Source organism: Paraburkholderia fungorum (assembly GCF_046027215.1).
GTDB lineage: Bacteria > Pseudomonadota > Gammaproteobacteria > Burkholderiales > Burkholderiaceae > Paraburkholderia > Paraburkholderia fungorum_D.
Map to the genome: position 1 here is coordinate 2,079,955 of NZ_JAQQEN010000002.1, position 25,950 is coordinate 2,105,904.

Below are 25,950 nucleotides of genomic sequence, written 5' to 3' on the forward strand. Positions count from 1 at the left end.
GGCGTGCGTGTTGCTCGTGACTGCCCGTCAGGCGCGCCTGGCTCAGGCTTCCAGCCAGACGTTTTCCGCGAACATGAAGCCCATCAGGCCGGCCAGCGGAATCGAGCCGAGGCCCTTGAGTTTCGTCGTATATGCATCGATCGAACTCTGGAACAGCGGAATACCGACGCCGCCCGTTTCATGCACCAGCACCTGCATGTCGCCGTAGATCTTCTTGCGTTTCGCGTCGTCCGGTTCGCCGCGTGCCGCCAGCAGCATCTGGTCGAACTTCGGGCTCTTCCAGTTCGCTTCGTTCCACGGCGCGTCCGACTTGAAGAACTGCGTGAAGATCACGTCAGCGCTCGGACGCGCGTTGACATTGCCGAAACCCAGCGGATGCTTCATCCAGTGATTCGACCAGTAGCCGTCGGCCGGTACGCGCGACACCTGAAGATTCAAACCGGCTTGCGGCGCTACCTGCTGCAGGAACATCGCCATTTCAACCGACCCTTCCGCCGCCGGCGACGCGAAAATCTGGATCGGCGCGCTGCCGACCTTGGCCTTCTGGAAATGGAACTTCGCCTTGTCCGGATCGAAGGCACGCTGTGGCAAACCGGCGAGGTAGTACTTGTTGGTCGGATCGATAGGCTGGTCGTTGCCGATCGCGCCGTAACCCTGGAAGATCGCGCGGCGCATCTGCTCGCGGTCCTGCAGGTACATCATGCCTCGACGAAAATCGTCGTTGCCAGTAATGCCGCCTTCGTCGCGAACAACCAGGTCGGTGTACAGGCCGGTCTTGGTCTCCAGCACGGCGAAGCCCGCGGTGCTCTTGATCTGGGTGGTTGAACGCGGGCTCACCGAGTTGATCAGCTGCACGTCGCCCGAGAGCAGCGCGTTCACACGCGCCGATTCGTCGCCGATACCGATCAGTTCGACTTCGTCGAGATGTGGCAGGCCCGGCTTCCAGTATTTCTCGTTCTTCACGCCGACCGTGCGCACACCTGGCGAGAATTCCTTGACCTTGAACGGGCCGGTGCCGACCGCCGTTTTGAAATCCCGGGTGCCGTCCTTGATGATCTGGAAATGCGAGGTGGCGAGAATCACCGGCAGATCGGCGTTCGGACCCTCCAGCGTGATCGTCACTTCGTTCGGACCCGTCGCCTTCACTTCCTTGATCTGATCGGCAAGCGTCTTCGCTTTCGATGCCGTCGCCGGATCCTTATGCCGCATGATCGAATACACGACGTCCGCCGGTGCGAGCGCCTTGCCGTCGTGAAACTGCACGCCGCTGCGCAGCTTGACAACCCACACCGTCGCGTCCTTCGTATCCAGCGAGGTGGCGAGCGCCATCTTCGCGCCGAGATGGGCATCGAGTTCGGTCAGGCAGTTATAGAACATGAAACCGCGGACGTAGTCCGTGCCGAGCGCACCCTTGGCCGGATCGAGCGTGTCGGCCGCGGAAGCGGACTGCGTCGCCACCCGGATCTTGCCACCCTGCTTCGGCTTGGCCTGCGCAAAGGCCGCGCCGCTGGCGGTCAGAAGACCCGCGCCCGTCACCGACATCATGCCGGCCGCCGCCATCGCGCGCAGCACGTCGCGCCGCGACGCGCCCCTGGCTGTCAATTGCTCCAGCCCGGTGTCGAGTTGAAAAGCGCCATGTTGCGAGTTTTCCTTATTCATCGAACTTCTCCGCGAGGGTGAGCAGGGATAGCTGCGTGGTTTTTGATTTGCAAATAGAGCGATCGTGAATCAATAAAAAATGTCTTTGATGCGGTAGTACGTGCCCACCAGCGGCAGGAACCACGGTTTGCCCGTGTGGCCGGGAATCGCAGGCCAGTCGGCGCTGCGCCACGGATTGCGTTCTTCGTGGCCGTCCATCACGTCGGCCATCACCTGGCCCATGTGCGTCGACATCTGCGTACCGTGGCCGCTATACCCCAACGAGTAGTAGACGCCGTCGTGCTGGCCGGCATGCGGCAGACGGTCGGCGGTCATATCCACCAGGCCGCCCCAGCAATAGTCGATGCGCGCGCTCGCCAGCATCGGGAACATCGCGGCGAGTCCCTGTTGCAGAATCCGACCGCTCTTCGCGTCGGAAGGCTGCTCGGACGCGGTAAAGCGCGCCCGGCCGCCGAACAGCAGACGCGAGTCGGGGGTCACGCGGAAGTAGTTGTGCATCAGGCGCGTAGTGGTATACGCGCGCCGGTTCGGCAAGACCTGCGCCAACAGTTCCGGCGCAACGGGCTGGGTCACGACAATGAACGAACCCACCGGCGCGAGCCGCCGCCGATACCAGCCGAACGGCCCATGCCGCGACGGCCCGGTGGCGATCAGCACCTGCTTCGCGCGTACGTCGCCGCGCGCGGTGGTGATCCGGTAGCCGCCCACGCCGCTGGTATCTTTTGCGATCGCGGAGACGGCGGCGTGTTCGTACAGCTTCGCGCCGCGCCGCACCGCGGCATCGGCGAGGCCGACCGTGAACTTGCCCATATGCATCTGGCCGCCGTGCCGTTGCAGCAATCCGCCGTAAAAACTGTCCGACTGGACTTCGCTGCGAATACGGTCGCGGCCGATCAGTTCGATATCCGTATCGACTTCACGCCGGATCAGCTCCGCGGTCTTCTCCAGATGCTCGACATGATGCGGCTTGGACGCCAGCTTCAGCTTGCCGCTGGCGAGGTAATTGCAATCGATGTTTTCCTCGCGGATCAGACGCTCGACCGTATCGACCGCATCCGAAAACGCGCGGTAGCAGGCACTCGCCCGCTCCACCCCGAGTTGCGCGACCAGCGCGACGAAATCCTGCGCGACGCCCGTGTTCACCTGGCCGCCGTTGCGCCCGGAGGCGCCGCCGCCGATGCGCCCCGCGTCGAGCACCGTCACCGATGCGCCGCGCCGCCCCAGCGCCTGCGCCGCCGACAACCCGGTGAAGCCGCCGCCGATCACGACGACATCGGTATGACCTTCAACCGGACCTTCACACGCTGAAACGAGCGGCGGGGCGGTGTCGAGCCAGTAGGAATCGAGCTTCATCCGGTCTGTCCTTGAGAGGGGCAATGAGCGAGGCGGTGAATGCGCAAACGGTGCCAGCGGTGCGTTACGTTGCTTACAGCCCGAGTTCCGCGGCGAGATGCGGAATATCGTTGACTTCGTAGTACTGGTAGTACGGCGTCGACGGTTCGTGGCCGCGATTGACGAACGCCTTGTGTTTGATGCCCAGATCGTGTGCGGTCATCAGGTCGTAGCGCAGGCTCGACGACACGTGCAGCACGTCCTCCGGATTGCAGTTGAGCTGGTCGAACATGTATTCGAAGCCTTGCATGCGCGGCTTGTACGACTGCGCCTGCTCCGCCGTGAAGACTGCGTGGAACGGCGCGCCGAGCTTGTCGACATTGCTCTGGATCTGGTTGTTCGAAGCGTTCGACAGGATCACCAGCTTGTACTTCTTCGCCAGGCGCGAAAGGCCTTCCGGCACGTCCGGGTGCGGACCCCAGGTCGGCACGGCCGTGTAGATCTTCTCGGCTTCCACTTCATTGAATTCGACGTTCATGCGCTTGCAGGCGCGGCGCAGCGCGTTGACGACCACATCGCGATACGGCTTCCATGCGCCCAGCACTTCGTCTCGGCGATAGCCCGCGTAGAACGCAATGAGCTTCTCCAGATCTTCCGCGTTCAGCACGTTGCCGTACGTCTCGCGGGTCATGTCGGCCATGCGGAATCTGGTCAGCGTGCCGTAGCAATCGAAGGTGATGTATTTCGGTTCGAATTCGATCATGGTTGTCAGTCCTATCGTTGTGACGAACCCGCAGCGGGTTCAGTGGCGAAAACGTGAATAACTCATTCCTGTAAAAGATTTAATCAGCGCAAAAACATAGATGTTCCTGATTAAGGCGCTGCCAGTGACACAAACCATGCGTTTTGAGGCCATCGCGCAGCACAGTCTGCGGTGGTTGGGCTGAAAGCCCCGCCCATCATGGCTTTGCTGGATTCGATGTGAAACGCTCTGAAGCTGGAAGCCGCCTTGCCGGGGTAGCTTTCCCCTTACCAATGCTTGCCGCCTGCATGGCGCGCTCGCGGCCCCAGCGGGTTCAGGGCCGCAGATCGATCAGCACGCTCTTGAAGCGCAGGTTCGCCTCATACGCCTGGCGGCCGAGGTCCTTGCCGATGCCTGAGCGCTTGTAGCCGCCGGTGGGGATCATGAAGTCGGAGGTGCGGCCGTAACGGTTGACCCACACCGTGCCGGCTTCGAGGCCGCGCACGAAGCGCAGCGCCCGGCCCAGGTCGGCTGTGTGCACGCCCGCCGCGAGCCCGTACTCGGGATGCTGGGCGAGCGCGAGCGCCTCGTCTTCCGAGTCGAAGGTTTGCAGCGTCAGCACCGGGCCGAACACTTCCTCGCGCACGGCTTCGGAGTGGGCCGTGACGTCGGTGAGCAGGGTCGGCGTGTAGAACGCCCCGTGCGCGCCGCCATCGGCACGTGCGCCGCCGAAGCGCAGTGTCGCGCCCGAGTCGAGCGTGCGCCCCACAATGCCTTCGATGCGCGCCGCCTGCGGCTCGGAAATGATCGGCGACAGCGTGGTGCCGGCGGCCCAGGTCGCACCGGGCTTCAATTCGGCGAAAATCCGGCCGATGCGCTCGGCCAGCGGCTCCGCCAGCGCCCGCTCCGCCAGCAGGCGCGAACCCGCCACGCAGACCTGCCCGGCATTGCCGGTAATCGCTCCGGCAATGCGGCGCGCCACATCGTCCAGACGCGGGGCGTCGGCGAAGACGATTTGCGGACTCTTGCCGCCCAGTTCGAGCGTCACCGGCTTCGTGCCGCTGGCCGCACAGGCGGCCATGATCGCCGCGCCCGTGCGCGTGGAACCGGTGAACGTCACCTTGCTGATCTTCGGGTGGCGCACCAGTGCGTCGCCGGTGATGCGCCCGTCGCCCTGAATGACGTTGAAGATGCCCGCCGGGACGCCCGCCTGCACGGCCAGTTCGGCGAGCCGCAATACGGAGAAGGGTGTCATCTCGGACGGTTTGAGTACGACCGCATTACCCGCCGCAAGCGCTGGCGCGATTTTCCACGACGCCATCACGAGCGGGAAATTCCACGGTGCAATCGCGCCGATCACACCATAAGGCTCGGCGATCGTCATGCCGAGATGGTCGTGATCGGTCGCGGCCACGTCGCCACCCAGCTTGTCGGCAAACTCCGCATAGAAACGGATGCCTTCGGCGGTGAACGGCACGTCCCAGCCGACCGCCTGGCTGACCGGGCGGGTCGAGCCGAGCGCTTCCAGACGGCCGAGCGCGGGCGCATCGGCTTCGACCAGATCCGCGAAACGGCGCAGAATCCTGGCGCGCTCGCGCGGTGCCATGCGTGCCCAGCCACTGTGTCTGAACGCCTGCCACGCGTTCTCGACGGCGCGGTCCACGGCCTCGGCATCGGCGAGCGGCACCGACGCGTAGACGACGCCGTCCGAGGGGCGCGCCACCTCGATGCGGCGCACGTCGCTGCGCACGTCCTCCTCCACATACTGGCCGCCGATGAAATGGCCACTGCGAATCGCGACGTCGTCTGGATTGAAGCTGTCCATGAGAAAGGTTTCCTGAGTGCCTTGGATAACAAAATCGTAGGGCCGCGGGCGCGGCATATGTCGCCGACAAAAATCGCCGCGCAGCAGAACACGCTTGTAATGAGGGTCCAGACGGCATGTTTTGCATCGATTTTCGATGCGCCCCTTTCCCACAGCCGCGATGAAAAGATCGTCCTAGTCATGCTGCGCGCCGGATGACACAGTGATGGCGTAAGCCTTCAGTCATCCAGGGAGCACGGCGTGTCCGATCCGATCACCTATAGACGCTTCACCACCGACGACATCGCCGCGGCGCACGCGCTGACGGTCGAACTCAAGTGGCCGCATCGGCCGGACGACTGGCGCTTCGTCGCGCAACTCGGCACGGGGTTCGTCGCGCAGGACGCAAGCGGCGTGATCGGCACCGCGCTGTGCTGGAAATATGGCGCCGACCGCGCCTCGCTCGGCATGGTGATCGTCGCGCAGACACAGCAAGGCCGCGGTATCGGCAAAAGGCTGATGGATCTGATCCTGGAAGAACTCGGCGACCGGGTCACCTTCCTGCACGCCACCTCCGCCGGCCTGCCCCTGTACGAGAAGCTGGGATTTCGCGCCACCGGCACGCTCGACCAGCATCAGGGCGCGGCATTCCAGCCGCCGCTGGTCTCCTTGCCGCCGGGCGAGCGTCTGCGCCCGCTCGGATCGAGCGATACCGCCCGCCTCGTCGAACTGGCGTCGCGGGCGAGCGGCCTCGATCGCAGCGACGTGCTGCCGGCCCTATTGAGCACCGCGGACGGCATCGCGCTGGATCGCGACGGCGAACTGGTCGGCTTCGCCCTGTTTCGGCGCTTTGGCCGCGGTTTTGCAATCGGACCGGTGGTCGCGCCGGTATCCGCGGACGCGAGCCGCGCGAAGGCGCTGATCAGCCACTGGCTGGCGCTCAATGAAGGCGTGTTCGTGCGGATCGATACGCCGGGCGAGAGCGGTCTGACTGAATGGCTCGAACAGATGGGGCTGCCGCGTGTGGATACGGTCGTGAAGATGGTGCGTCATGCCGTACCGAAAGACGTCGGCACCGATTCACACCACCTGCAGTTCGGCATCATCAATCAGGCAATCTGCTGATCCATCATGGCCTTCCTCTATAAAGCCGACCCGGCACGCGGCGCGCAATGGGCCAGACTGTTCGCGCAGAAGGCGCCCGAGCTGCCCTTTCACGTCTGGCCCGATCTCGGCGATCCGGCGGCCGTCCGTTATCTCGCCGCCTGGCAGCCGCCTGACGATCCCACGCGCCTTTTCCCTAATCTCGAGGTCGTGTTCTCCGTCGGCGCGGGCATCGATCAGTTCGACCTCTCGGGCGTGCCGGCCCATGTCCCGGTCGTGCGGATGATCGAGCCTGGCATCGTCGAAGGAATGGTCGAATATGTCACGCAGGCGGTGCTGACGATTCACCGCGATCTGTTCGACTACGCGATCCAGCAGCGCCAGCAGGTGTGGAAGGAACTGCCGGTCAAGGCCGCCAGCGAGCGCCGGATCGGCGTGATGGGGCTCGGCGTGCTCGGCACCGCGGTGCTGGAGCGGCTGCGTCTGTTTGGCTTCGCGTGCGCGGGATGGAGCCGCTCGCCGCGTGAGCTTGAAGGTGTCGATTGCTACGCGGGCGAGGGCTCGCTCGACAGCTTCCTTGCCCGCACCGACATTCTGATCTGTCTGGTGCCGCTCACGCCGGCCACGCGCGGCCTGCTGAATGAAGCGTTGTTCGCGAAGCTGCCGCGCGGCGCGTCACTGATTCAAACCGGGCGCGGTCCGCATCTGAATCAGCAGGACCTGCTCGCCGCGCTCGATAGCGGCCACCTGCTGAATGCGATTCTCGACGTCACCGACCCTGAGCCGCTGGCCGCCGGTCACCCACTGTGGACGCATCCGCGCGTGCGCATCACGCCGCATATCGCCAGCGCGACGAGGCCCGAAACGGCTGTCGACGTGGTGCTCGAGAATCTGCGCCGTCATCGCGCGGGTTTGCCGATGCACGGCCAGATCGACCGGACCCACGGATATTGAGCACGGTGCCCGCCCATGGCGGGCTTCCCGCACGCGCAGCAGAAAATGCTAAGCCCATGCATCAAAACGCGTCGTGCGCGCTTTTCAGGCAATTGTTTAGGTGAGCAGGCGATCGCCGCTGATCAGTAGTATGGAACGGTCAACAGCCCTTTTCCGCGACGAGAAACCACCATGACGATTGATTCGCTGATCGAAGCCGACCGCAAGCATCTGATTCACCCCGTAATCAACTATCGCGCGCACGAAGCCCGCGGTGTCACCGTACTCGAGTCCGCCAGCGGCGCGTTCCTGCGCGACGCGGCCGGCAATGAACTGCTCGACGCCTTCTCGGGCCTGTGGTGCGTGAACGTGGGTTACGGCCAGCAAAGCATTGTCGACGTGGCCACTGAGCAGATGAAGAAACTGCCCTACGCCACCAGCTATTTCCATTTCGGCTCCGAACCGGCGATCGAACTGGCGGCCAGGCTGGTCGAGCTGTCGCCCGCTTCGCTGCAACATGTCTACTTCACGCTCGGCGGGTCGGATGCAGTCGACTCCGCGCTGCGTTTCATCACGCATTACTTCAACGCCACGGGCCGTGCGTCGAAGAAACACATCATCGCGTTGCAGCGCGGCTATCACGGCTCCTCGTCGATCGGCGCGGGGCTGACCGCGCTGCCCGCCTTCCACCGCAATTTCGATCTGCCGCTGCCGACCCAGCACCATCTGCCGTCGCCCTATGCGTACCGCAACGATTTCGCCGACGACGCCGCGCTGATCGCGGCCTCGGTGGCTGCGCTCGAAGCGAAGGTCGCCGAACTCGGCGCGGACAACGTCGCGGCGTTCTTCTGCGAGCCGATTCAGGGCTCGGGCGGCGTGATCGTGCCGCCGGTCGGCTGGTTGAAAGCGATGCGCGAATGCTGCCGCAAGCTCGGCATCCTGTTCGTTGCTGACGAAGTCATTACCGGCTTTGGCCGCACGGGTCCGTTATTCGCCTGCCAGGCCGAGGACGTTCAACCCGATCTGATGACAGTGGCGAAAGGTTTGACTGCCGGCTATGCGCCGATGGGCGCGGTCCTGATGTCTGATGAAATCTATCAAGGCATCGCGAACGGCGACGCCGAGGCGGTCGTCGGACATGGCCATACGTACTCCGCTCACCCAGTGAGCGCGGCGATCGGTCTCGAAGTGCTGCGCCTCTATCACGAAGGCGGCCTGCTTGCGAACGGCGTGGCGCGCGGGCCGCGTTTTGCCCAGGGGCTCGACGCGCTGCTCGCGCATCCGCTGGTTGGCGATTCGCGGCATCGTGGCCTGCTCGGCGCGCTCGAACTCGTTTCGGACAAACACAGCAAGACGGGCTTCGACCCGGCGTTGAAACTGTCTGAAAGAATCGCCGCCGCCGCGTATGCCAACCGGCTGATCTTCCGCGCCTTCGGCGACAATATTCTCGGCTTTGCACCGGCGCTGTCCTACACCGAAGCAGAGTTCGATCTGATGTTCGGGCGGCTCGAAAAGACCCTCGACGACGTTCTCGCACAAGCCGACGTGCGCGCCGCGTTGAAGGACAAAAGCCATGTCGCTGCATGCTAGAGTAGAGGAACCCTCTGAGGCCCCTTCACCCAACGCCGGAGCGATAACGTTACGATGAGCAGCGACTGCAAGCTAGACCGGATTGACCTGCGCATACTTTCCCAGTTGCAGAAGAAAGGCCGCATCACCAACGTCGAGCTTGCCGATGCGGTCGGCCTTTCGCCCAGTCCTTGCCTGATCCGGGTCAAGCGTCTGGAAAAAGCCGGCTACATAATCGGCTATGGTGCGCAGATCCAGCTTGAAAAGCTCGGCGACGTGCAGATCGTGTTTACCGAAGTCACGCTCGCCGATCATCGGCGCGAAGACTTCATCAAGTTCGTGAATGCGATCAAAGACGTCGACGAGATCGTCGAGTGTCACCTGGCGAGCGGCGGCTATGATTACTTGCTGAAGTTCATCACGCGCAGTGTGAGCCACTATCAAAGCATTGTGGAAGGCCTGCTCGAGCGCGACATCGGCATTGAAAAGTACTTCAGCTACGTCATTATCAAGTCGCCGTTCGTGAAGAGTCACTACCCGCTCGAAACGCTGTTTTCGCAGAACCACCACTAGGCGTTCTGATCCGCCGGTCCTTCACTGGAGCCGTCAGTGCTGTCTTCAATGAGCTCCTCGACCGGTGGACTCCATTGCGCGAATTCCTCGCTCAGAAAGTCGACGCATACCCGCACCTTGGCGGACTGGGCAAGACGTGCCGGATACACCGCCCACAGGTTCGCCGGTTGCGTGACGTCAGGCAGTATCTGCTGCAACTGGCCGCTCTCGAGCAGCGGCCGCACATCCCACATCGAACGCAGCACAATGCCGCGCCCGGCCAGTGCCCATTGCACGGCCACCTCGCCGTGATTGGTGGAAAGCGGCCCGGTGACCTTGATCGACACCGTCTCGCCGCGCACATTCAAACGCCACAAACCGAATGGATGGTCGCGCTCCTTGATCGCGAGACACGCATACGAGGACAGATCGGCAAGCTGGCGCGGCGCGCCATGCCGCGCGAGATAAGCCGGCGATGCGCACAGCACGCGATGGTTCGACGCCAGCCGTCTGGCAATCAGATGCGGCGCGATGTCGTCGCCGATGCGGATATCGAGGTCGAAACCCTCTCCGCCGACGTCGACCAGGCGATCGAACAGATCGAGGCGCACGCTTAGCTGCGGAAACTGGTCGGAGAAACGCGCCAGCGCGGGCGCCACAAAACGGCGGCCAAAGCCGAAGCTACTGGAGATGCGCAGCTTGCCGCCGGGAATGCGGCGCGTGGTGGAGACGTCTTCCACCAGCTGGTCGACGTCGTCGAGAATTTTTTCCGCCCACGTGTAGACACGCTCGCCGGCCTCCGTAATCGCGACTCGCCGCGTTGAACGATGCAACAAACGCGTACCAAGCGTACGCTCGAGCACATTGATCCGTTTGCTGACGTAAGCCGCCGACACCGACAAGGCCTCCGCCGCCGCGCTGAAACTCGACTTGCGCGCCACTTCGCAAAACACGCGCAAATCGCCTAGATCGGGTGAGGGGATGGCGTTCATAGGTCGCTTAATGGCACGTCAAGGGCACGTTAATGGCGCAGGAGTTTGTACACGAATCGTGCACAGTGGCTTAACTAAAGCGACTATTTTATGCTTAAACAGCAGGAATAAAATAACCGTATTCAATCGTCAAACGCCCCAATGGAGGAGCAGGAACATGTCGAAGACATATCGGATCGCGGTCATACCCGGCGACGGCATCGGTGTCGAAGTGATGCCGGAAGCCCTTCGCGTGCTGGACTCGGTGAAGAAGCGCTTCGGCATCGAACTGGAATACCAGCACATTGAATGGGCGAGCTGCGAGTATTACGCGAAGCACGGCAAGATGATGCCGGACGACTGGAAAGCGCAACTGCAATCCGCCGACGCGATCCTGTTCGGCGCGGTCGGCTGGCCCGACACGGTGCCCGACCATATTTCGCTGTGGGGATCGCTGCTGAAATTTCGGCGCGAATTCGATCAGTACATCAACCTGCGCCCCGCCCGGCTGTTCGCCGGCGTACCTTCGCCGCTCGCCGGCCGCAAGGCGGGCGACATCGATTTCTGGATCGTGCGTGAGAACACCGAGGGCGAGTATTCGTCGGTGGGCGGCGTGATGTTCGAAGGCACGGAGCGTGAATTCGTGCTGCAGGAATCGGTCTTCACGCGGCACGGCAGCGAGCGCGTGCTGAAGTTCGCGTTCGATCTCGCGCAACGGCGCGAACGCAAGAAGATCACGGTCGCCACCAAGAGCAACGGCATTGCGATCAGCATGCCGTGGTGGGACAAGTGCGCGGCCGGCATCGCGGCGCAGTATCCGGACGTGACGTGGGACAAGCAGCATATCGACATTCTCTGCGCCCGCTTCGTGCTGAATCCCGATCGCTTCGACGTGGTGGTGGCCACCAATCTGTTCGGCGACATCCTCTCGGATCTCGGCCCCGCCTGCACGGGCACGATCGGCCTCGCACCGTCGGCCAACCTGAATCCCGATCGCAAGTTTCCTTCGCTGTTTGAGCCGGTGCACGGCTCGGCGCCGGATATCGCCGGCAAGAACATCGCCAATCCAATCGCGATGATCTGGTCGGCGGCGATGATGCTCGATTTTCTCGGCAATCACGCAGGCAAGGAACGCGAGGCGCACGACGCGATTCTCGCCGCGATCGAGGCAACGCTGCTCGAAGGTCCGCTTACGGGCGATCTGGGCGGCAAGGCGAACACGACCGAGGTGGGTCAGGCCATCGCGGCGAAACTGTCTTAAGCAAGGAGAACAGCTATGACGAGCACTGCGGCACGTACATTCGAACTGGGCGAGCTGATTCGCCCGGACAATTTTATCGACGGCAAGTGGACGCCGGCACAAGACAATCTGCGCTTTGCCGTGACGAACCCCGCCACCGGCGAGACGATCACTCAGGTGGCCGACAGCAGCCCCGCCGATGCACGCGCCGCCACCGACGCCGCGGCGCGCGCGCTGCCCGCATGGCGCGCGCTGTTGCCCAAAGAGCGCGCGGCGGTGCTGCAGCGCTGGCACGCGTTGATCGTGGCCAATCAGGACGCGCTCGGTGCGCTGATCTCGCTCGAACAAGGCAAGCCGCTCGCCGAAGGCAAAGGCGAAGTCGCGTACGGCGCATCGTATGTCGCCTGGTTCGCCGACGAAGCCACACGCATTTACGGCGATCTGATTCCGCAGCAGCAGCGCGGCAAGCGCATGACGGCGGTGAAAGAACCCATCGGCATTGTCGCGGCCATCACGCCGTGGAATTTCCCGCTCGCGATGATCGCGCGCAAGATTGCCCCGGCGCTTGCCGCCGGCTGCACGGTGGTCGCCAAACCCGCCGAAGATACGCCGCTCACCGCCTCGGCGCTGGTCCTGCTCGCGCACGAAGCCGGCGTGCCGGCGGGTGTGCTCAACCTCATCACGGCCTCGCGCGAGCATGCGGTCGCGACCGTCGCGGACTGGCTGCACGACGCGCGCGTGCGCAAAATCACCTTCACCGGATCGACGCCCGTCGGCAAATACCTCGCGCGTGAATCGGCGGAAACGCTCAAGAAGCTCTCGCTGGAACTCGGCGGCAACGCGCCCTTCATCGTATTCGACGACGCCGACCTCGACGCCGCCGTCACCGGCCTGCTCGCGTCGAAATTCCGCAACGGCGGCCAGACCTGCGTCTGTCCGAATCGCGTGTATGTGCAAGCGGGTGTGTACGAGCGTTTTGCCGGCCTGCTCGCCGAGCGCGTGGGCGCACTCAAGGTGGCGCCCGCCACCGACCCGGCCGCGCAGATCGGCCCGATGATCAACGGCCGCGCGCTGGACAAGATCGCCCGTCACGTCGAGGACGCCGTGTCGCACGGCGCGCGGGTGCTGACCGGCGGCAAGCGCCTCAGCGACCTGGGCCCGAACTACTACGCGCCCACCGTGCTCGCCGACGCCACCGCGGACATGGAATTGAACGGCGAGGAAACCTTCGGCCCGGTCGCCCCGCTGTTCCGTTTCACCGACGAAGCCGAGGCCATCAAGGCCGCGAACGATACGCCGTTCGGCCTCGCCGCCTACTTCTATAGTGAAAACGTGAAGCGGATCGACCGGGTCTCTCGCGCGCTCGAAGCGGGCATTGTCGGCATCAACGAAGGCGCCGTTTCCAGTGAGGCCGCGCCGTTCGGCGGCGTGAAGGAATCAGGCTATGGCCGCGAAGGTTCGAAGTACGGCCTGGATGACTACCTGTCGATCAAATACCTCTGCCAGGGCAATCTCGAATGAGCCTCGAAGCCTATCCCATCGACGTCGAGTTCCCGGATATTTCGGCACACGAACAGTCGGCATCCGGCATCGCCTATGTCCACACGTTCGACTCGGGCGTGCCGGGACCGCACGTGATGATCAACGCGTTGACGCATGGCAACGAGGTGTGCGGCGCGATCGTCGTGGACGAACTGCTGCGCCGTGCGTTGCGTCCGCGTCGCGGACGGCTGACGCTTGCCTTTGCGAATGTCGCCGGCTATCAAAGCTTCGATCGCGCGAAACCGGACGCCGCCCGCTTCGTGGATCAGGACTTCAATCGTGTGTGGACCGCCGAGGTGCTCGACGATACTTCGCGCACGTCCAGCGAACTGGCCCGCGCTCGCGACATGCGGCCCGTGATCGATACCGTCGACGCCCTGCTCGATCTTCATTCGATGCATGAAAAAAGCGCGCCGCTGATCGTGGCCGGCCCGTTGCAGAAGGGCATCGACCTCGCAACGCGGCTCGGCACACCGGCCACGGTGATCTGCGATGAAGGCCACCCGGAAGGGCGGCGCATGCGCGATTACGAAGGCTTTGGCACAGCGGAGAGTCCGAAGAACGCGTTGCTGATCGAATGTGGGCAGCATTGGGAAGCGAGCGCGGTCGCCGTTGCGCGCGATACGACCGCACGCTTTCTGCTGCTGGCCGGCGTGGTCGACGAAGCGGATCTGCCGGCTGGCTGGATTGCGCCGCTGCCGCCTGCCCAGCATATCGTCCGCGTGACGCAGCCGGTGGTGGCAAGCAGCATGGACTTTCGTTTCGCGGCGCCGTACACCGGGCTGGAAATTTTTCCGCACGCCGGCACGGTGATCGGCTGGTCGAACGGCGAGCCGGTGCTCACGCCGTACGACAACTGCATGCTCGTCATGCCCTCGCTGCGGCAACTGCGGCCCGGCGTCACCGTCGTGCGGCTGGGCAAGGTCGAACAGACCGTCCATCAAACAGGCGGCCAGTGAACCGGCTCAGGCATATTCAAAAGGCAACATACGGATATATGTGATCTTCTGAGTACTGCCTGATTCGACGTGCACGAACAACAGCGTCGGGTTATCCCGCGTTGACCCCTCGTTGTCAAATTACTTACAGTGCTGCGAGTTCATATAAAGAATCCCGGTTCTATATACGAACAAAAACCAAACAAGCACTAGCGGCGACCGGGTCGCCAGACTTCGCCCGGCTTGACCTCGGGCGGTAAATCGAACGTCAGGCTGGTTCATGGCGTGCGGGCCGGCAGCCGATTCGGCCTGAAAGGCGCCGCACACCCAGGCGGTGCCGCCGCAACGACGGGTGACGGCTTTCAGCGCGCGCCATCGTCTTCGCGCAGCCAGTTTGCAGCCGGCGTAGACATCGTGCCCCGGATCCAGACTAAACGGCGTACGATCGCAACAAAAGGAAGGCCCGTCTCGACGGGCCTTCCGCACTCGGGAGACTCCTCATGAACCGCAGCACCGCCGTGAACGTCCAGACGTTCATCAACGAGCATCCCTTTTCGCCGTTCCAGTGGCTGATCTTTTTCATGTGCTTCATCATCGTCCTGCTGGACGGTTTTGACACGGCTGCGATCGGCTTCATCGCCCCCTCGCTGATCGCCGAATGGGGCATCACCAAACCGGCGCTCGCGCCGGTGCTCAGCGCGGCGCTGTTCGGCCTCGCGTGCGGCGCGCTCGTCTCGGGACCGCTGTCCGACCGGCTCGGGCGCCGTTCGCTGCTGCTCGGCTCGGTGCTGCTGTTCGGCGTGGCCTGTCTTGCTTCTGCCTTCTCGAACAGCATCGAACACCTCACGATCCTGCGCTTTATCACCGGCGTCGGTCTCGGCGCGGCCATGCCGAACGCCGTCACGATGATGGGCGAGTACTGCCCGGATCGCCGTCGCGCGACCGTGATCAATCTGATGTTCTGCGGCTTTCCGTTGGGCGCGGCCTTCGGCGGCTTTCTCGCGGCGTGGATGATCCCGCATTTCGGCTGGCGCAGCGTGCTGCTGCTCGGCGGTATTACGCCGCTGGTGCTGCTGGTTCTTCTGCTATTGAAGATGCCGGAGTCGGTGCGCTACATGGTCGCCAACAGCCAGCCGGTCGAACGCATCCGGGCCGCGCTTGCGCGTATTTCGAGCGAAGCGGCGCAGGCCGGCAGCTTCATGATGACCGAAACCGCCCCGCAAACCGGCGGCAAGGGCCTCGCCGTCGTGCTGTCGCGCTCATACATCATCGGCTCGGTGATGCTGTGGATCGCCTATTTCATGGGCCTCGTGATTTTCTACGCGTCGATCAACTGGATGCCGATCCTGCTGAAAGATGCCGGACTCACGCCGCAGCGCGCGACGCTGATTTCCGCGCTGTTCCCGCTCGGCGGCGTGGGCGCCGTGTTGTGCGGCGTGCTGATGGACCGCTTCAACGCGAACCGCATCATCGCAGCCTGCTATGCACTGACGGCGGTGAGCGTGTACTTCATCGGTCAGGCGGTCGGCAATGTCGGCGCGCTGGTGTTCATCGTGTTCGTCGCGGGCGTGTTGATGAATACCGCGCAATCGTCGATGCCGGCGCTGGCCGCCGCGTTTTATCCGACCCAGGGGCGCGGCACCGGCGTGGCATGGATGCTGGGCATCGGGCGCTTTGGCGGCATCGCGGGATCGTTCCTCGTCGCCGAACTGACGCGCCGCCACTTCACGTTCGCCGGCATCTTCTCGATGGTCGCGATAGCGGGTGTGATTTCCTGTATCGCGCTGTTGCTGAAGCAGGTCGCCCGCCCGCATACGGCAGCGGTGAGCGGTGCGAAAACGGAGTCGTTTGGGCACTGAGCAGGGTTTGTTCTGGTTTTAGCTTCGGCGCAATGCGCAGGCACCCGTGCAGGCGTGCCTGCCATTCACGCTGCTACGCGCCGCTCACGGCGTCTGCAGCGTGCCATCCTTCAAGCGTGTCTGCGTCCACGTCGTGACGGTGTTCTCGCACGGATATTTCGCCGCCTCTGCTTCGTCCATGTCCACGCCCAGGCCCGGTTTGTCGTTTGCATAGACATAACCGTCGCGGAACTCGGGAAGGCCAGGGAACACGTCGAGCAGCGCCGCACGCGGCCCTTTGAGTTCCTGGATCACGAAGTTGGGCGGCTCGGTGCCGGACCACTCCTGCACGCCGAAATTGCGTGAGGCAAGATCGATGTGAATGTTCGCCGCATGTGCCAGCGGTGACATGTCGCCCGGACCATGCCACGCCGTCCTGACGCCGAATTGCTCGGCGAATATCTGCAGCTTGCGTCCTGCCGTGATGCCGCCGATCTGGCTGAGGTGGACGCGGATATAGTCGATCAGACGCTCGGTGATCAGGAAGCGCCATTCATACGGATTGTTGAAGAGTTCGCCCTGCGCCAACGGGGTGGTTGTCTTGGCGCGCAACTGACGCATCCACTCGCCCTCCTCCAGCGCGATCGCGTCTTCGAGAAAGAACAAATCGTACTGTTCAAGCTCGCACGCGAAGCGGATCGCTTCGACCGGCTTCAGACGTTCATGCACGTCGTGACACAACGCAACGTCGAAACCGATCTTGCTGCGAATGCCGTCGAACAGTTTAAGTGTTTCGCGCATGTACTTTCTGCTGTCGAGATACACGCCCGCGGCGGAACCCGCAGGCGCACTCGACGGCGCCTTGCCAAAGCCACCTCCGCCATACCCGCCGCTTTGACAGCGAATATGCGTGATGCCCTGCTCGCGATAGCGCTGGATGTTCTCGCACAGCTCGTTCAGGTCGCGGCCATCCGCATGCCGATAAATCGGCACGCCTTCGCGGCACTTGCCGCCGAAGAGCTGATAGAGCGGCATATTCGCCATCTTGCCCTTGATGTCCCACAAGGCCATATCGACGCCCGAGATCGCGTTGTTCTCGATTGGACCGTTGCGCCAGTACGCGTTCTGATGCATCAACTGCCAGATCTCTTCGATCGCCTCGGCATCGCGGCCAATCAGCAGCGGCCGCAGATACTCTTCGATCAGGCATTTGACCGCGAGGTGCCGGTAAGCGAACGTCGCGCAACCGAGGCCGACCAGCCCCGGCTGATTGGTCTCCACTTTCACGACGATCAGGTTGATGCCTTCCGGCGCGGTCAGGATGACCTTTACATCGGTAATCAGGGTTGCCATTTCTCTCTACCTGCCAAAGCGAATCGATGAAACAAAGCGGGACACGCGCGGACCTTTACTACGAAGCGGCGACAGTGGGCCTTGATGCTTCGCGCGCTGGTCGGAATGCGCGGGCACGGTCATCATCAGGAACACGGAAGCCAGCAAACCGCACGCCATGAAAATGTACGAAGCGGCCGGGCTGCCGGTCGCGCCGTTCAGATAACCCACCACCCACGAACCCGCGAATGCACCCAACGCGCCGCAGGCATTGATGAGACCGATCGCGCCGCCCAGCACGTTGCTCGGAATCAGCTCCGGCACCAGCGCGAAGAAGGGGCCGTACGGCGCATACATCGATGCGCCCGCTACCACCAGAAGCGCGAACGAAATCCAGAAATGCGAGCCGCCCACCAGATAGGACGCGACAAAAGCAACGGTCCCGACGAGCAGCAGAGGCCAGACGAACAGCTTGCGGTTACGCGTCTTGTCCGAGAGCCACGACGCAAGCAGCATCAGAATGATGGCGGCGAGATACGGCACCGCCGCGAGCCAGCCGACCGAGACGATATCGATCGTCGAAGCAGCCTTGAGGATCGACGGCAGCCACATGATGAAGCCGTACACGCCGATGCTCCACAGTGCGTGGATCGCGCAGAACTTCACCACGATCGACGAACGGAACGCCGCCTTGTAGTCGCGCACCGGTGCGATATCCGACTGTTCGGCTTTCAGGCGGGCATCGAGTTCGGCTTTTTCGGCGTCGCTCATCCACGGCGCGTCGGCCGGACGATCCTTCACCGTGAACCACCACACCACCGCCCAAATGAGGGCCGGCGCACCTTCGAAGACGAACATCTCGCGCCAGCCGAAGCTGCGCACCAGATAGCCCGACACCACCGACATCCACAACACCGTCACCGGATTGCCGAGAATCAGGAAGGTGTTGGCGCGCGAGCGTTCGGTACGCGTGAACCAGCGGCTGATGTACATCAGCATCGACGGCATCACGGCCGCTTCCACCACGCCGAGCGTGAAGCGCAGCACCATTAGCATCGGAATGTTGCTGACCATGCCGGTTGCCGCGGCACACAGTCCCCACAGGATCAGGCTAAAGAAGATCAGCTTCTTCACGCTGTTGCGCTGCGCGTAGATTGCGCCGGGTACCTGGAACAGGCAGTAACCGAGAAAGAACAACGAGCCGATCAGCGACGAGGTGCCGTGCGTGATACCAAGATCCTTGTCGATCCCGGCCGCCGCCGCGAAACCGTAGTTCGCGCGGTCCAGATAGGCGAGGCTGTAAGTGATGAAGATGATGGGCATCAGATACCACCATCTTTGGGTTGCTACGGGTTTGACGCTTTCCATGATGTCTCCGGATCGGTACGGCGCACTAACACACACAAACAATGAATTACGCGAGCCGTTATCTGGTTTTGCTGTACTCGCGCGGACCTGCATTCAAAGCGGCTTCAAAGCACGGCCAGCCAGCCTCCGTCCACGTAGATGATCTGGCCGTTCACATAGCTCGACGCCGGTGCCGCGAGATACACCGCGGTGCCGACGAGTTCTTCCGGTTTGCCCCAGCGTTGCGACGGGTTGCTGCTCTTGACCCATGCGTCGAAGGCGGCGTTCTCGATCAGCGGCTTGTTCATGTCGGTCAGGATGTAGCCCGGACCGATCGCATTCGCCTGAATGTTTGCCGAAGCCCACTCCGCGCTCATCGCCCGGGTCAGCATCTTGATGCCGCCCTTCGCCGCGGTGTAGGCGCCGACTGTCGCGCGTCCGGCTTCACTCGTCAGCGAGCCGATGTTGATGATCTTGCCGCCCGTGCCGCGCGCGATCATGCGGCGCGCGGCTTGCTTCGCGACAATGAAAGCGCTGGTCAGGTTGGTGTCGATCACGCGTTGCCAGTCGCTCAGTTCGAGCTCGACGAGTGGCTTGCGAAACTGGATGCCGGCGTTATTCACCACGATGTCGATCTGCACGCCGTCTTCGTCCCACTGCGCGAATGCTTCGGCGACGGCGGTTTCGTCGGTGACATCGAACGCGCGGCCTTGCGCGTTGAAGCCCTGGCTGGCGAGCCGGTTGGCGGCTTGCGCTACCGTATCGGCGCGCGTGCCGTTGATGATCACACTGGCGCCCGCGGCGGCCAGCCCCTCGGCAAGCGCGAAGCCGATGCCTCGCGCCGAACCGGTAACGAGCGCCGTGCGGCCGCTCAGATCGAATAACTGGGTCATGCGTGAATCCTCTCGAGGTTCGGGAACAAGGCGTGACTGCGCCCTCGCGACGACTATTTAGGTCGCGATAAAAAGCGAGTTCGGTTCCGCTTATGACGCGGCAATGATGAGCTGGCGAGCCGACCGCTAGGCGGGTTGATCGTTAACCGCGCGGTTCAGCGCGGCGCGGTCCTCGAAGTCCTGCTCGGCGCGTTCGATCAGTGTCAGCACCGCCTGCTCGGCCGCCTCCGGATCGCCGTTCTCGATCGCAACGCACAGCGCTTCGTGCATCGGCAGCGAACGCGCTGGGCCGCCGGCGATTTCGGAACTGAGTTCGAAGCTCGTGCGCAGGATCGCCGACAGCGCGTTCTGCATCTGCTGGACGAACTGGTTGTGGCAGGCGGCGAGAATGGCGCCGTGAAACGCGAGGTCGGCGGGCACGTACTCGCCGTGGCCGGCCACCGCGCGCTCCATCGCCTTGAAGGCTCGCCGCACCGCGACGCGATCTTCCGGCGTGGCACGTTTCGCGGCGAGCTTGGCCGCGTTCGGTTCGATGATGAGGCGCAGTTCCATCAGGTCTTCGATCAGACCCGGTTCGATCGTGCCGGCGCGCGCACGCCAGGTGATCACGTCAGGATCGAACAACTGCCATTGGGAGCGCGGCAGCACGATCGTGCCGTAACGGCGGCGCACCTGCAGCATGCCCTTGGCGGAGAGCGACTTCATCGTCTCGCGGATGGTGATGCGGCTCACCTGCATCTGCTCGGCGAGAACGGGCTCGGCCGGCAGAATGTCGCCGGGCATGAATTTGCCTGAACAAATCTGCTCGCCCATCTGATTCAGAACCTGCCGGTGTAGTGTCGCCACGATTCACTCTCTAGGTCATACGTATGATGTAGAAAGATAATCGCATGAACGCACGAACGCAACTCGGGTTGACCCTAAGGTCAACCCGAGACGGTTTTGCTCGGTAAATAGGGGACGCCCGCCTGCGCGCGGCGAGCGGGACTGTTCAGGCGCTTAGCCAGACGCAGACATCGCCGGTCTTCAATTGCGAAGTGCCGAGTACAAAAGTCGCATTGGCCGGTGCGGGCGCCCGCACCTGCTCCGCGCCGAAGTTGAACGCGAAAGTCAGATCGCCACGCCGGCGAATCCGCAAGCCGTCGGGCAATCGCTGCGTCTCGATGCCGGCGTCCTGCGCCGCCTGAGCAAGCACCTCGCGATGCAACGCGTGCGACAACCATGCCGCCACGTAACGCACCCGTCCGTGGCTCAACACAGCCGGCCATGCGTCGTCGAAATATGCATCCACTTGCGTCTCCCCATTGGCGCGAACGTGCTCGCGCCAATGCATCGCCACGCCGTGCACGCCGCCAAGCGACATCGCGGGCGCCAGTGTGGGGCGCAGCGATTCGACTTCGAGCACCTGCATCGGCAACACCCGTTGCAGCGCGCCAGGCGGCAGGCTCGAAGGAATCGCGAAGGTCGTTGTCTTCGAGCCGCTGCGCGGACCGAAGACCCATTGCGCGGCGCTTCGTTCGATCTGGCCGACGAGCGCGTCGTCGATCACGGCGATGCTCGGCACCACCACCAATCGGTACGCAGACAGATCGGCCTTGCTCGATACGATATCGACGTCGAGGCCGAGTCCGCGCAGCGCTTCGTAGTAGTCGAACACCAGCGTCTGATAGTCGAAGCTTTTACCGTGACGCTGAATCTCGAACATCCACTGCGTTTCATAATCGAATATGACTGCCGTGGCCGCGCGCGCCGGCGCGCCGAGTTCCGACAGGGCCGCCGTCGCGGCAATTTCGCGCGCCGCCTGCTGCACTTCGAGACCGCCCGGCGAGAGCTCGTTATTCGGCAAATTAAGCCCGGAATGCATCTGCTCCTGCGCATAGGGACACTGGCGCCAGCGGAAATACGACACCAGCTCCGCACCGTGGGCGAACGCCTCGTAGGCCCACAGCCGCACCATGCCTTTGGCCGGCACCGGGTTCCATGGCGCCCAGTTCACCGGGCCGGCCTGCTGCTCCATGACCCAGAAACGCCCGCCGCCAATCGCGCGATAGCGGTCATGGTCGAACGCGGAAACGTCCGGATGCGCGGTGCGTGCGTAACGCGCCTTCTGCTCTTCCGGCAACGCGATCGATTCCGTCCGCGCGATCGGATAGCTGTCCCATGCGGCCACATCGAGCGCGTTGTCTTCGGCGAACTGGTAGTGATCGAAGGTCGTGAAAAAGCCCATGAAGTTGTGCAGCAGATCAGCGCTGGGCGCATGCTGCCGCAACACGTCGATCTGCTCGCGATGAAAGCTCGCCACCTCGTCGGACATGAAGCGGCGGAAGTCGAGCAGATGGATCGGATTGGCGTCGGTGGGCGTGAGGTTCGGCAAGCCGATTGCCCCGAACGACGGATACTCCATACTCCAGAACACATTGCCCCACGCGTCGTTCAGCGCCTCCACGGTTTCGTAGCGCTGTTGCAGCCATGCCTGAAAACGCTCGAGCGCCGCGCTCGAATAACTCGGCACCGTATCGTGACAGCCGAGCTCGTTATCCGTCTGCCACGCAACAATCGACGGATGCCGCCCGTAGCGTTCAGCCATTGCGGTAACGATACGCACGCACTCGCGCCGATACGTCGCGCTCGAAATGTCGTAATGGCGGCGCGAACCGAAGTTCCAGCGCGTGCCGTCCGCGCGCACCGGTAACACGTCCAGATGCGCATCGATCAGCCATTTCGGCGGCGACGCAGTCGGCGTGCCGAGCACCAGTTTCAGCCCCGCCGCTGCCAGCGTGCCGACCGCTTCATCCAGCCATTCCCAGACGAATTCGCCCGCGCGCGGTTCCATCCGGCTCCAGGCGAATTCGGCGATCCGCACATGCGTGATGCCGAGTTCGACCATCCGCTTTGCGTCGTCGGCCCACATCGAACGCGGCCATTGTTCCGGGTAGTAACACACACCAAGTTGCATGAGAGAGTCTCTTCAGTAAATAAGGGCTAGCGGGCATCAGCCCTTGCTTGCACCGAAAGTCAGACCAGCGACGAAATGCTTCTGCATCGCGAAGAACATCAGCACGGAGGGCAGCGCGGCCAGCACCGAGCCGGCGGCGACCAGGTTCCACGCGGTCGTCCATTGCCCCTTGAGCGCGGCGACGCCTACCGTGATCGGTGCGGCCTCGTCGCCTTGCGTGAGGCACAGCGCCCAGAAGTAGTCGTTCCAGACAAACGTGAAGACCAGAATGCCGAGCGCGGCGAGCGCGGGCCGGATCAGCGGCAGCACGATGCGCAGATAGATCGTCCATTCGCTCGCGCCTTCCACGCGTGCGGCTTCGATCATTTCGAACGGCAACTGCTTGATGAAATTGCGCAGAAACAGCGTGCAAAAGCCGGTCTGAAACGACACGTGGAAAATCACCAGCGCCCACACGGTATTGAACAGGCCCACTTTCAGCGCCATGTCGCGTACCGGGATCATCAGGATCTGGATCGGCACAAAATTGCCGGCGACAAACGCAAACAGCACAGCCGTGTTGCCCGGGAAGCGATAAGTCGCCAACGCGAAGCCCGCCATCGACGCCAGCACGATGGCGCCGATCACCGAAGGCACGGTGATCAGCACGCTATTGGCGAAATAATGCAGCATCGGCGTTTGCGTGAGCGCCGTACCGTAGTTCTCGATCAGCGCGAAATGCTTCGGCCAGCCCCAGTAGTCGCCTTGCGACAGTTCGTCGGAGGAGCGGATCGACGTGACGAGCACAGCCAGCATCGGCAATAGCCACACCAGCAGCGCGAGTGGCAAAGACGCTTTGTACAGCGCGCGATTGAGCGGTTTCCAGCGTTCGACGGGAAGTGGATACATGACGCGTGACTCCCAGAATTCAGCGTTCTTCGCGCAACATACGGCGCAGATGGAACACGATGTAGACGAGCATGATGGCGAACAGCACGACGGCGATCGCCGCGGAATAGCCTTCGCGGTAATACTTGATGGCCTGGTCGTACATGTAATAGGCGAGCACGGTGGAACTGTCGAAAGGACCGCCGCCGCTCATCACGGCAATCAGATCGAAGCTGCGCAGCGCGCCGATCACCGTCAGCACCACGGCCATGAACGTGGCGGGCCGCAGTTGCGGCAGGATCACGTGCCACAACAGACGCATGCCCGTTGCGCCCTCCATACGCGCGGCCTCGACCACTTCGGGATTGATGCCCGTCAGGCCGGTCAGATACAGCACCATGCAGAACGGTGTCTGCGGCCACAACGCGGCGAAGATGATGCCGAGCGTCACCGTATGCGGATCGCCGAGCACCGGAATACCGTGCCCGACAATCAGGCGCAGCAGGCCGAAGCCCGGGTCATAGAACCAGCTGAACACGAGACCGACCACCACGCCCGAGAGCACGAACGGCGCGAAAAACAGCGACTTCACCACCCGCATGCCACGGATATGCTGGTTCAGATACAACGCGAACAGCAGGCCGAGCGGCGGTGCCAGCAGGAACAGTGCAAGCCAGATCAGGTTGTTCTTCAGCGCCGTGTAGAAGGTGTCCGAATGGAACAACTCGATGTAGTTGTCGAGGCCGGCGAACGTCTTCGGCGTCATGCCGTCCCAGTGATAGAAGCTGAGCGAGATGCTGCTGATGATCGGGTAGACCACGCACAGACAAAACAACGCGCAACCCGGCAGCAGGAAGAAGAACGCGGCGCGGTGCTGATGACGGCGCGTCGTCGAGACGTGCCGGCGCTGAGCCGCCGGCAAGCGGCCCGCTGTGGGATGAGACATGATCGGGCCTCGTCAGGAATCGAAGACGAGCGCCAGCTGTGGCTACGCTGCTGGCGCTCCTGGGCTTACTTCTTGTAGATGCGCTTGCGGGTCGCTTCGAGGCGCACGAGCACGGCGTCGAGTTGCGAAGGATCGCTATAGAACTGCTGCATCGCCTTCATGCCTTCGTCGGCCATTTCCTTCTGCATGTCGCGATCGTAGAACTGCGCGATGCCGCCCTTCGTGTTCGCGAGCGTCTGGAAACCCACCTTCGAAATCTCGTCTTCAGGTTCCGCCGACTGGCTGTTCGACGGCAACTGCCCCCAGCCCTTCGCGAGGTCGGCGTTGATCTGCGGCTGCTCCATGAAAGCCAGCAGCTTGCGGGCGTCGGCCTTGTTCTTCGCCTTCGCCGGAATCAGCAGCACGTTGACGGGACCGTCTTCGGCCATTGGCACATTCGCGTCGATCACCGGGAAGCGGAAAAAGCCAGTCTGCGGTCTCAGGGACGCCGGAATGCTCGCCGAGAAGAAAGTGCCCATCAGCATCATCGAGGCCTTGCCGTTCACGAGAAACGGCGCGATCGAATCGAGGTCGTAGGAAAGCGCGTTGTCGATGAAGTAATGATCGTCAATCAGCGTTTTCCACGCGGTGTAGACCTTTTTCACGCGAGCATCGGTGTACGGAATCTCGCCGGCCATCAGTTGCTGGTGGAACGCGTTGCCGTTGATACGCAGGTCGAGATAGTCGAACCACGCGGCGAGCGTCCAGCTATCGCGCGCGGCAACGGCGATCGGCGCGACGCCGCTTGCCTTCAGCTTCTTGCAGGCGTCGAGAAATTCATCCCACGTTTTCGGCTCGCTTTTGATACCGGCCTTCTCGAACAGATCCTTGCGATAGAAGAACCCATATGCGTCGTAACCGAGCGGCGCCGCGTACTGCTTGCCCTTATACGTCGACGCTTCTTTCACTGACGCGTACTGCTGCGACCAGCCATTCTTGCTCCAGTCCGACGACAGATCTTCAAGCAGGCCGCGCTGTGCGTAGTACGCCATCCGTTCGCCGTCGTGCCACGACACGACATCGGGCGGATCGGTGGCGAGCCAGCCGCCCATCTGCACCTTGTACGCCTCCTCGGTGATATAGGTCACCTTGAGGTCGACATCGGGATTGGCTTTTTTGAATTTGTCGAACGCGTCCTGCCAGGTCGAGCGCTGATTCCCGCGCGCCGAAACGTTCACGTTGAGCGTGGCGGCATCGGCCACCGCGCAGGACAGTGCGCCCGCAACCACAGCGGCCGCGATGGACACGTGCGCCAGACGGCGAAGGCGAAGAGCAATCATCTTTTGTCTCCTTGACTACCTTGTTAGCTGACAGCACACCGCTGCCAGGTGAAGTAACCCGCTCTA

General features: G+C 63.0%; 21 protein-coding genes. 8 read left to right on the forward strand and 13 right to left on the reverse strand.

The window, feature by feature from the left end:
- Positions 1-42: 42 nt before the first annotated feature.
- From PQR27_RS29835 to PQR27_RS29850, 4 genes are all read right to left on the reverse strand, one after another.
- A complete protein-coding gene (locus PQR27_RS29835) occupies positions 43-1,659 on the reverse strand; it encodes an ABC transporter substrate-binding protein (protein ID WP_408527175.1) in 1,617 nt (538 codons plus the stop codon).
- A gap of 69 nt (positions 1,660-1,728) precedes the next feature.
- On the reverse strand, positions 1,729-3,012 hold the full coding sequence (locus PQR27_RS29840) for an NAD(P)/FAD-dependent oxidoreductase (RefSeq protein WP_408527176.1): 1,284 nt from the start codon (positions 3,010-3,012) through the stop codon (positions 1,729-1,731).
- A gap of 73 nt (positions 3,013-3,085) precedes the next feature.
- Positions 3,086-3,754 carry a haloacid dehalogenase type II gene (locus PQR27_RS29845; protein WP_408527177.1) on the reverse strand — a complete coding sequence of 223 codons (669 nt, stop codon included), beginning with the start codon at positions 3,752-3,754 and terminating at the stop codon, positions 3,086-3,088.
- A gap of 313 nt (positions 3,755-4,067) precedes the next feature.
- A complete protein-coding gene (locus PQR27_RS29850) occupies positions 4,068-5,558 on the reverse strand; it encodes an aldehyde dehydrogenase family protein (RefSeq protein ID WP_408527178.1) in 1,491 nt (496 codons plus the stop codon).
- Between the two features lie 240 nt (positions 5,559-5,798).
- Here PQR27_RS29850 and PQR27_RS29855 point away from each other — a divergent pair, with 240 nt between their 5' ends.
- The 4 genes from PQR27_RS29855 (at position 5,799) to PQR27_RS29870 (ending at position 9,716) form a co-directional block, all read left to right on the forward strand.
- Complete coding sequence (locus tag PQR27_RS29855) at positions 5,799-6,662, forward strand: GNAT family N-acetyltransferase (protein WP_408527179.1); 864 nt, start codon at positions 5,799-5,801, stop codon at positions 6,660-6,662.
- A 6-nt stretch (positions 6,663-6,668) separates the two neighbouring features.
- A complete protein-coding gene (locus tag PQR27_RS29860) occupies positions 6,669-7,595 on the forward strand; it encodes a 2-hydroxyacid dehydrogenase (RefSeq protein WP_408527180.1) in 927 nt (308 codons plus the stop codon).
- 171 nt (positions 7,596-7,766) lie between these two features.
- Complete coding sequence (locus PQR27_RS29865; RefSeq protein WP_408527181.1) at positions 7,767-9,164, forward strand: aspartate aminotransferase family protein; 1,398 nt, start codon at positions 7,767-7,769, stop codon at positions 9,162-9,164.
- 54 nt (positions 9,165-9,218) lie between these two features.
- Positions 9,219-9,716 (forward strand): Lrp/AsnC family transcriptional regulator, encoded by a 498-nt coding sequence (locus tag PQR27_RS29870; protein WP_408527182.1) that lies wholly within the window; start codon positions 9,219-9,221, stop codon positions 9,714-9,716.
- Here the strand turns inward: PQR27_RS29870 and PQR27_RS29875 are convergent.
- Positions 9,713-10,687: a LysR substrate-binding domain-containing protein gene (locus PQR27_RS29875; RefSeq protein ID WP_408527183.1), complete on the reverse strand. Its 975-nt coding sequence runs from the start codon at positions 10,685-10,687 to the stop codon at positions 9,713-9,715. The two genes, PQR27_RS29870 and PQR27_RS29875, sit on opposite strands and share 4 nt — an antisense overlap.
- Before the next feature lie 157 nt (positions 10,688-10,844).
- Between PQR27_RS29875 and PQR27_RS29880 the strand changes: the two genes are divergently transcribed.
- The 4 genes from PQR27_RS29880 to PQR27_RS29895 all read left to right on the forward strand — a co-directional run bounded on the left by PQR27_RS29880 (position 10,845) and on the right by PQR27_RS29895 (position 16,245).
- Positions 10,845-11,927, forward strand: coding sequence for a tartrate dehydrogenase (locus tag PQR27_RS29880; RefSeq protein ID WP_408527184.1), 1,083 nt, complete (start codon positions 10,845-10,847; stop codon positions 11,925-11,927).
- 15 nt (positions 11,928-11,942) lie between these two features.
- Positions 11,943-13,427, forward strand: coding sequence for an NAD-dependent succinate-semialdehyde dehydrogenase (locus PQR27_RS29885; RefSeq protein ID WP_408527185.1), 1,485 nt, complete (start codon positions 11,943-11,945; stop codon positions 13,425-13,427).
- Complete coding sequence (locus PQR27_RS29890; RefSeq protein ID WP_408527186.1) at positions 13,424-14,407, forward strand: M14 family metallopeptidase; 984 nt, start codon at positions 13,424-13,426, stop codon at positions 14,405-14,407. The genes PQR27_RS29885 and PQR27_RS29890 overlap by 4 nt, the downstream gene beginning before the upstream one ends.
- Before the next feature lie 479 nt (positions 14,408-14,886).
- Entirely contained in the window at positions 14,887-16,245 is a 1,359-nt protein-coding gene (locus PQR27_RS29895) for an MFS transporter (protein ID WP_408527187.1), read from the forward strand.
- Between the two features lie 84 nt (positions 16,246-16,329).
- On the opposite strand, the gene PQR27_RS29900 is transcribed toward PQR27_RS29895, so the two are convergent.
- The 8 genes from PQR27_RS29900 to PQR27_RS29935 all read right to left on the reverse strand — a co-directional run bounded on the left by PQR27_RS29900 (position 16,330) and on the right by PQR27_RS29935 (position 25,884).
- Positions 16,330-17,577 carry an enolase C-terminal domain-like protein gene (locus PQR27_RS29900; RefSeq protein WP_408527188.1) on the reverse strand — a complete coding sequence of 416 codons (1,248 nt, stop codon included), beginning with the start codon at positions 17,575-17,577 and terminating at the stop codon, positions 16,330-16,332.
- Positions 17,578-17,583: 6 nt separating this feature from the next.
- Positions 17,584-18,924 (reverse strand): MFS transporter, encoded by a 1,341-nt coding sequence (locus tag PQR27_RS29905; protein ID WP_408527189.1) that lies wholly within the window; start codon positions 18,922-18,924, stop codon positions 17,584-17,586.
- Between the two features lie 104 nt (positions 18,925-19,028).
- Positions 19,029-19,796, reverse strand: coding sequence for an SDR family oxidoreductase (locus PQR27_RS29910; protein ID WP_408527190.1), 768 nt, complete (start codon positions 19,794-19,796; stop codon positions 19,029-19,031).
- Positions 19,797-19,922: 126 nt separating this feature from the next.
- A complete protein-coding gene (locus PQR27_RS29915; RefSeq protein WP_408527191.1) occupies positions 19,923-20,642 on the reverse strand; it encodes a FadR/GntR family transcriptional regulator in 720 nt (239 codons plus the stop codon).
- 145 nt (positions 20,643-20,787) lie between these two features.
- On the reverse strand, positions 20,788-22,752 hold the full coding sequence (locus PQR27_RS29920) for a beta-galactosidase (protein ID WP_408527192.1): 1,965 nt from the start codon (positions 22,750-22,752) through the stop codon (positions 20,788-20,790).
- A 36-nt stretch (positions 22,753-22,788) separates the two neighbouring features.
- On the reverse strand, positions 22,789-23,640 hold the full coding sequence (locus PQR27_RS29925; RefSeq protein ID WP_408527193.1) for a carbohydrate ABC transporter permease: 852 nt from the start codon (positions 23,638-23,640) through the stop codon (positions 22,789-22,791).
- 19 nt (positions 23,641-23,659) lie between these two features.
- Complete coding sequence (locus PQR27_RS29930) at positions 23,660-24,565, reverse strand: carbohydrate ABC transporter permease (RefSeq protein ID WP_408527194.1); 906 nt, start codon at positions 24,563-24,565, stop codon at positions 23,660-23,662.
- A gap of 65 nt (positions 24,566-24,630) precedes the next feature.
- Positions 24,631-25,884: an ABC transporter substrate-binding protein gene (locus PQR27_RS29935; RefSeq protein ID WP_408527195.1), complete on the reverse strand. Its 1,254-nt coding sequence runs from the start codon at positions 25,882-25,884 to the stop codon at positions 24,631-24,633.
- Between the last annotated feature and the right edge of the window lie 66 nt (positions 25,885-25,950).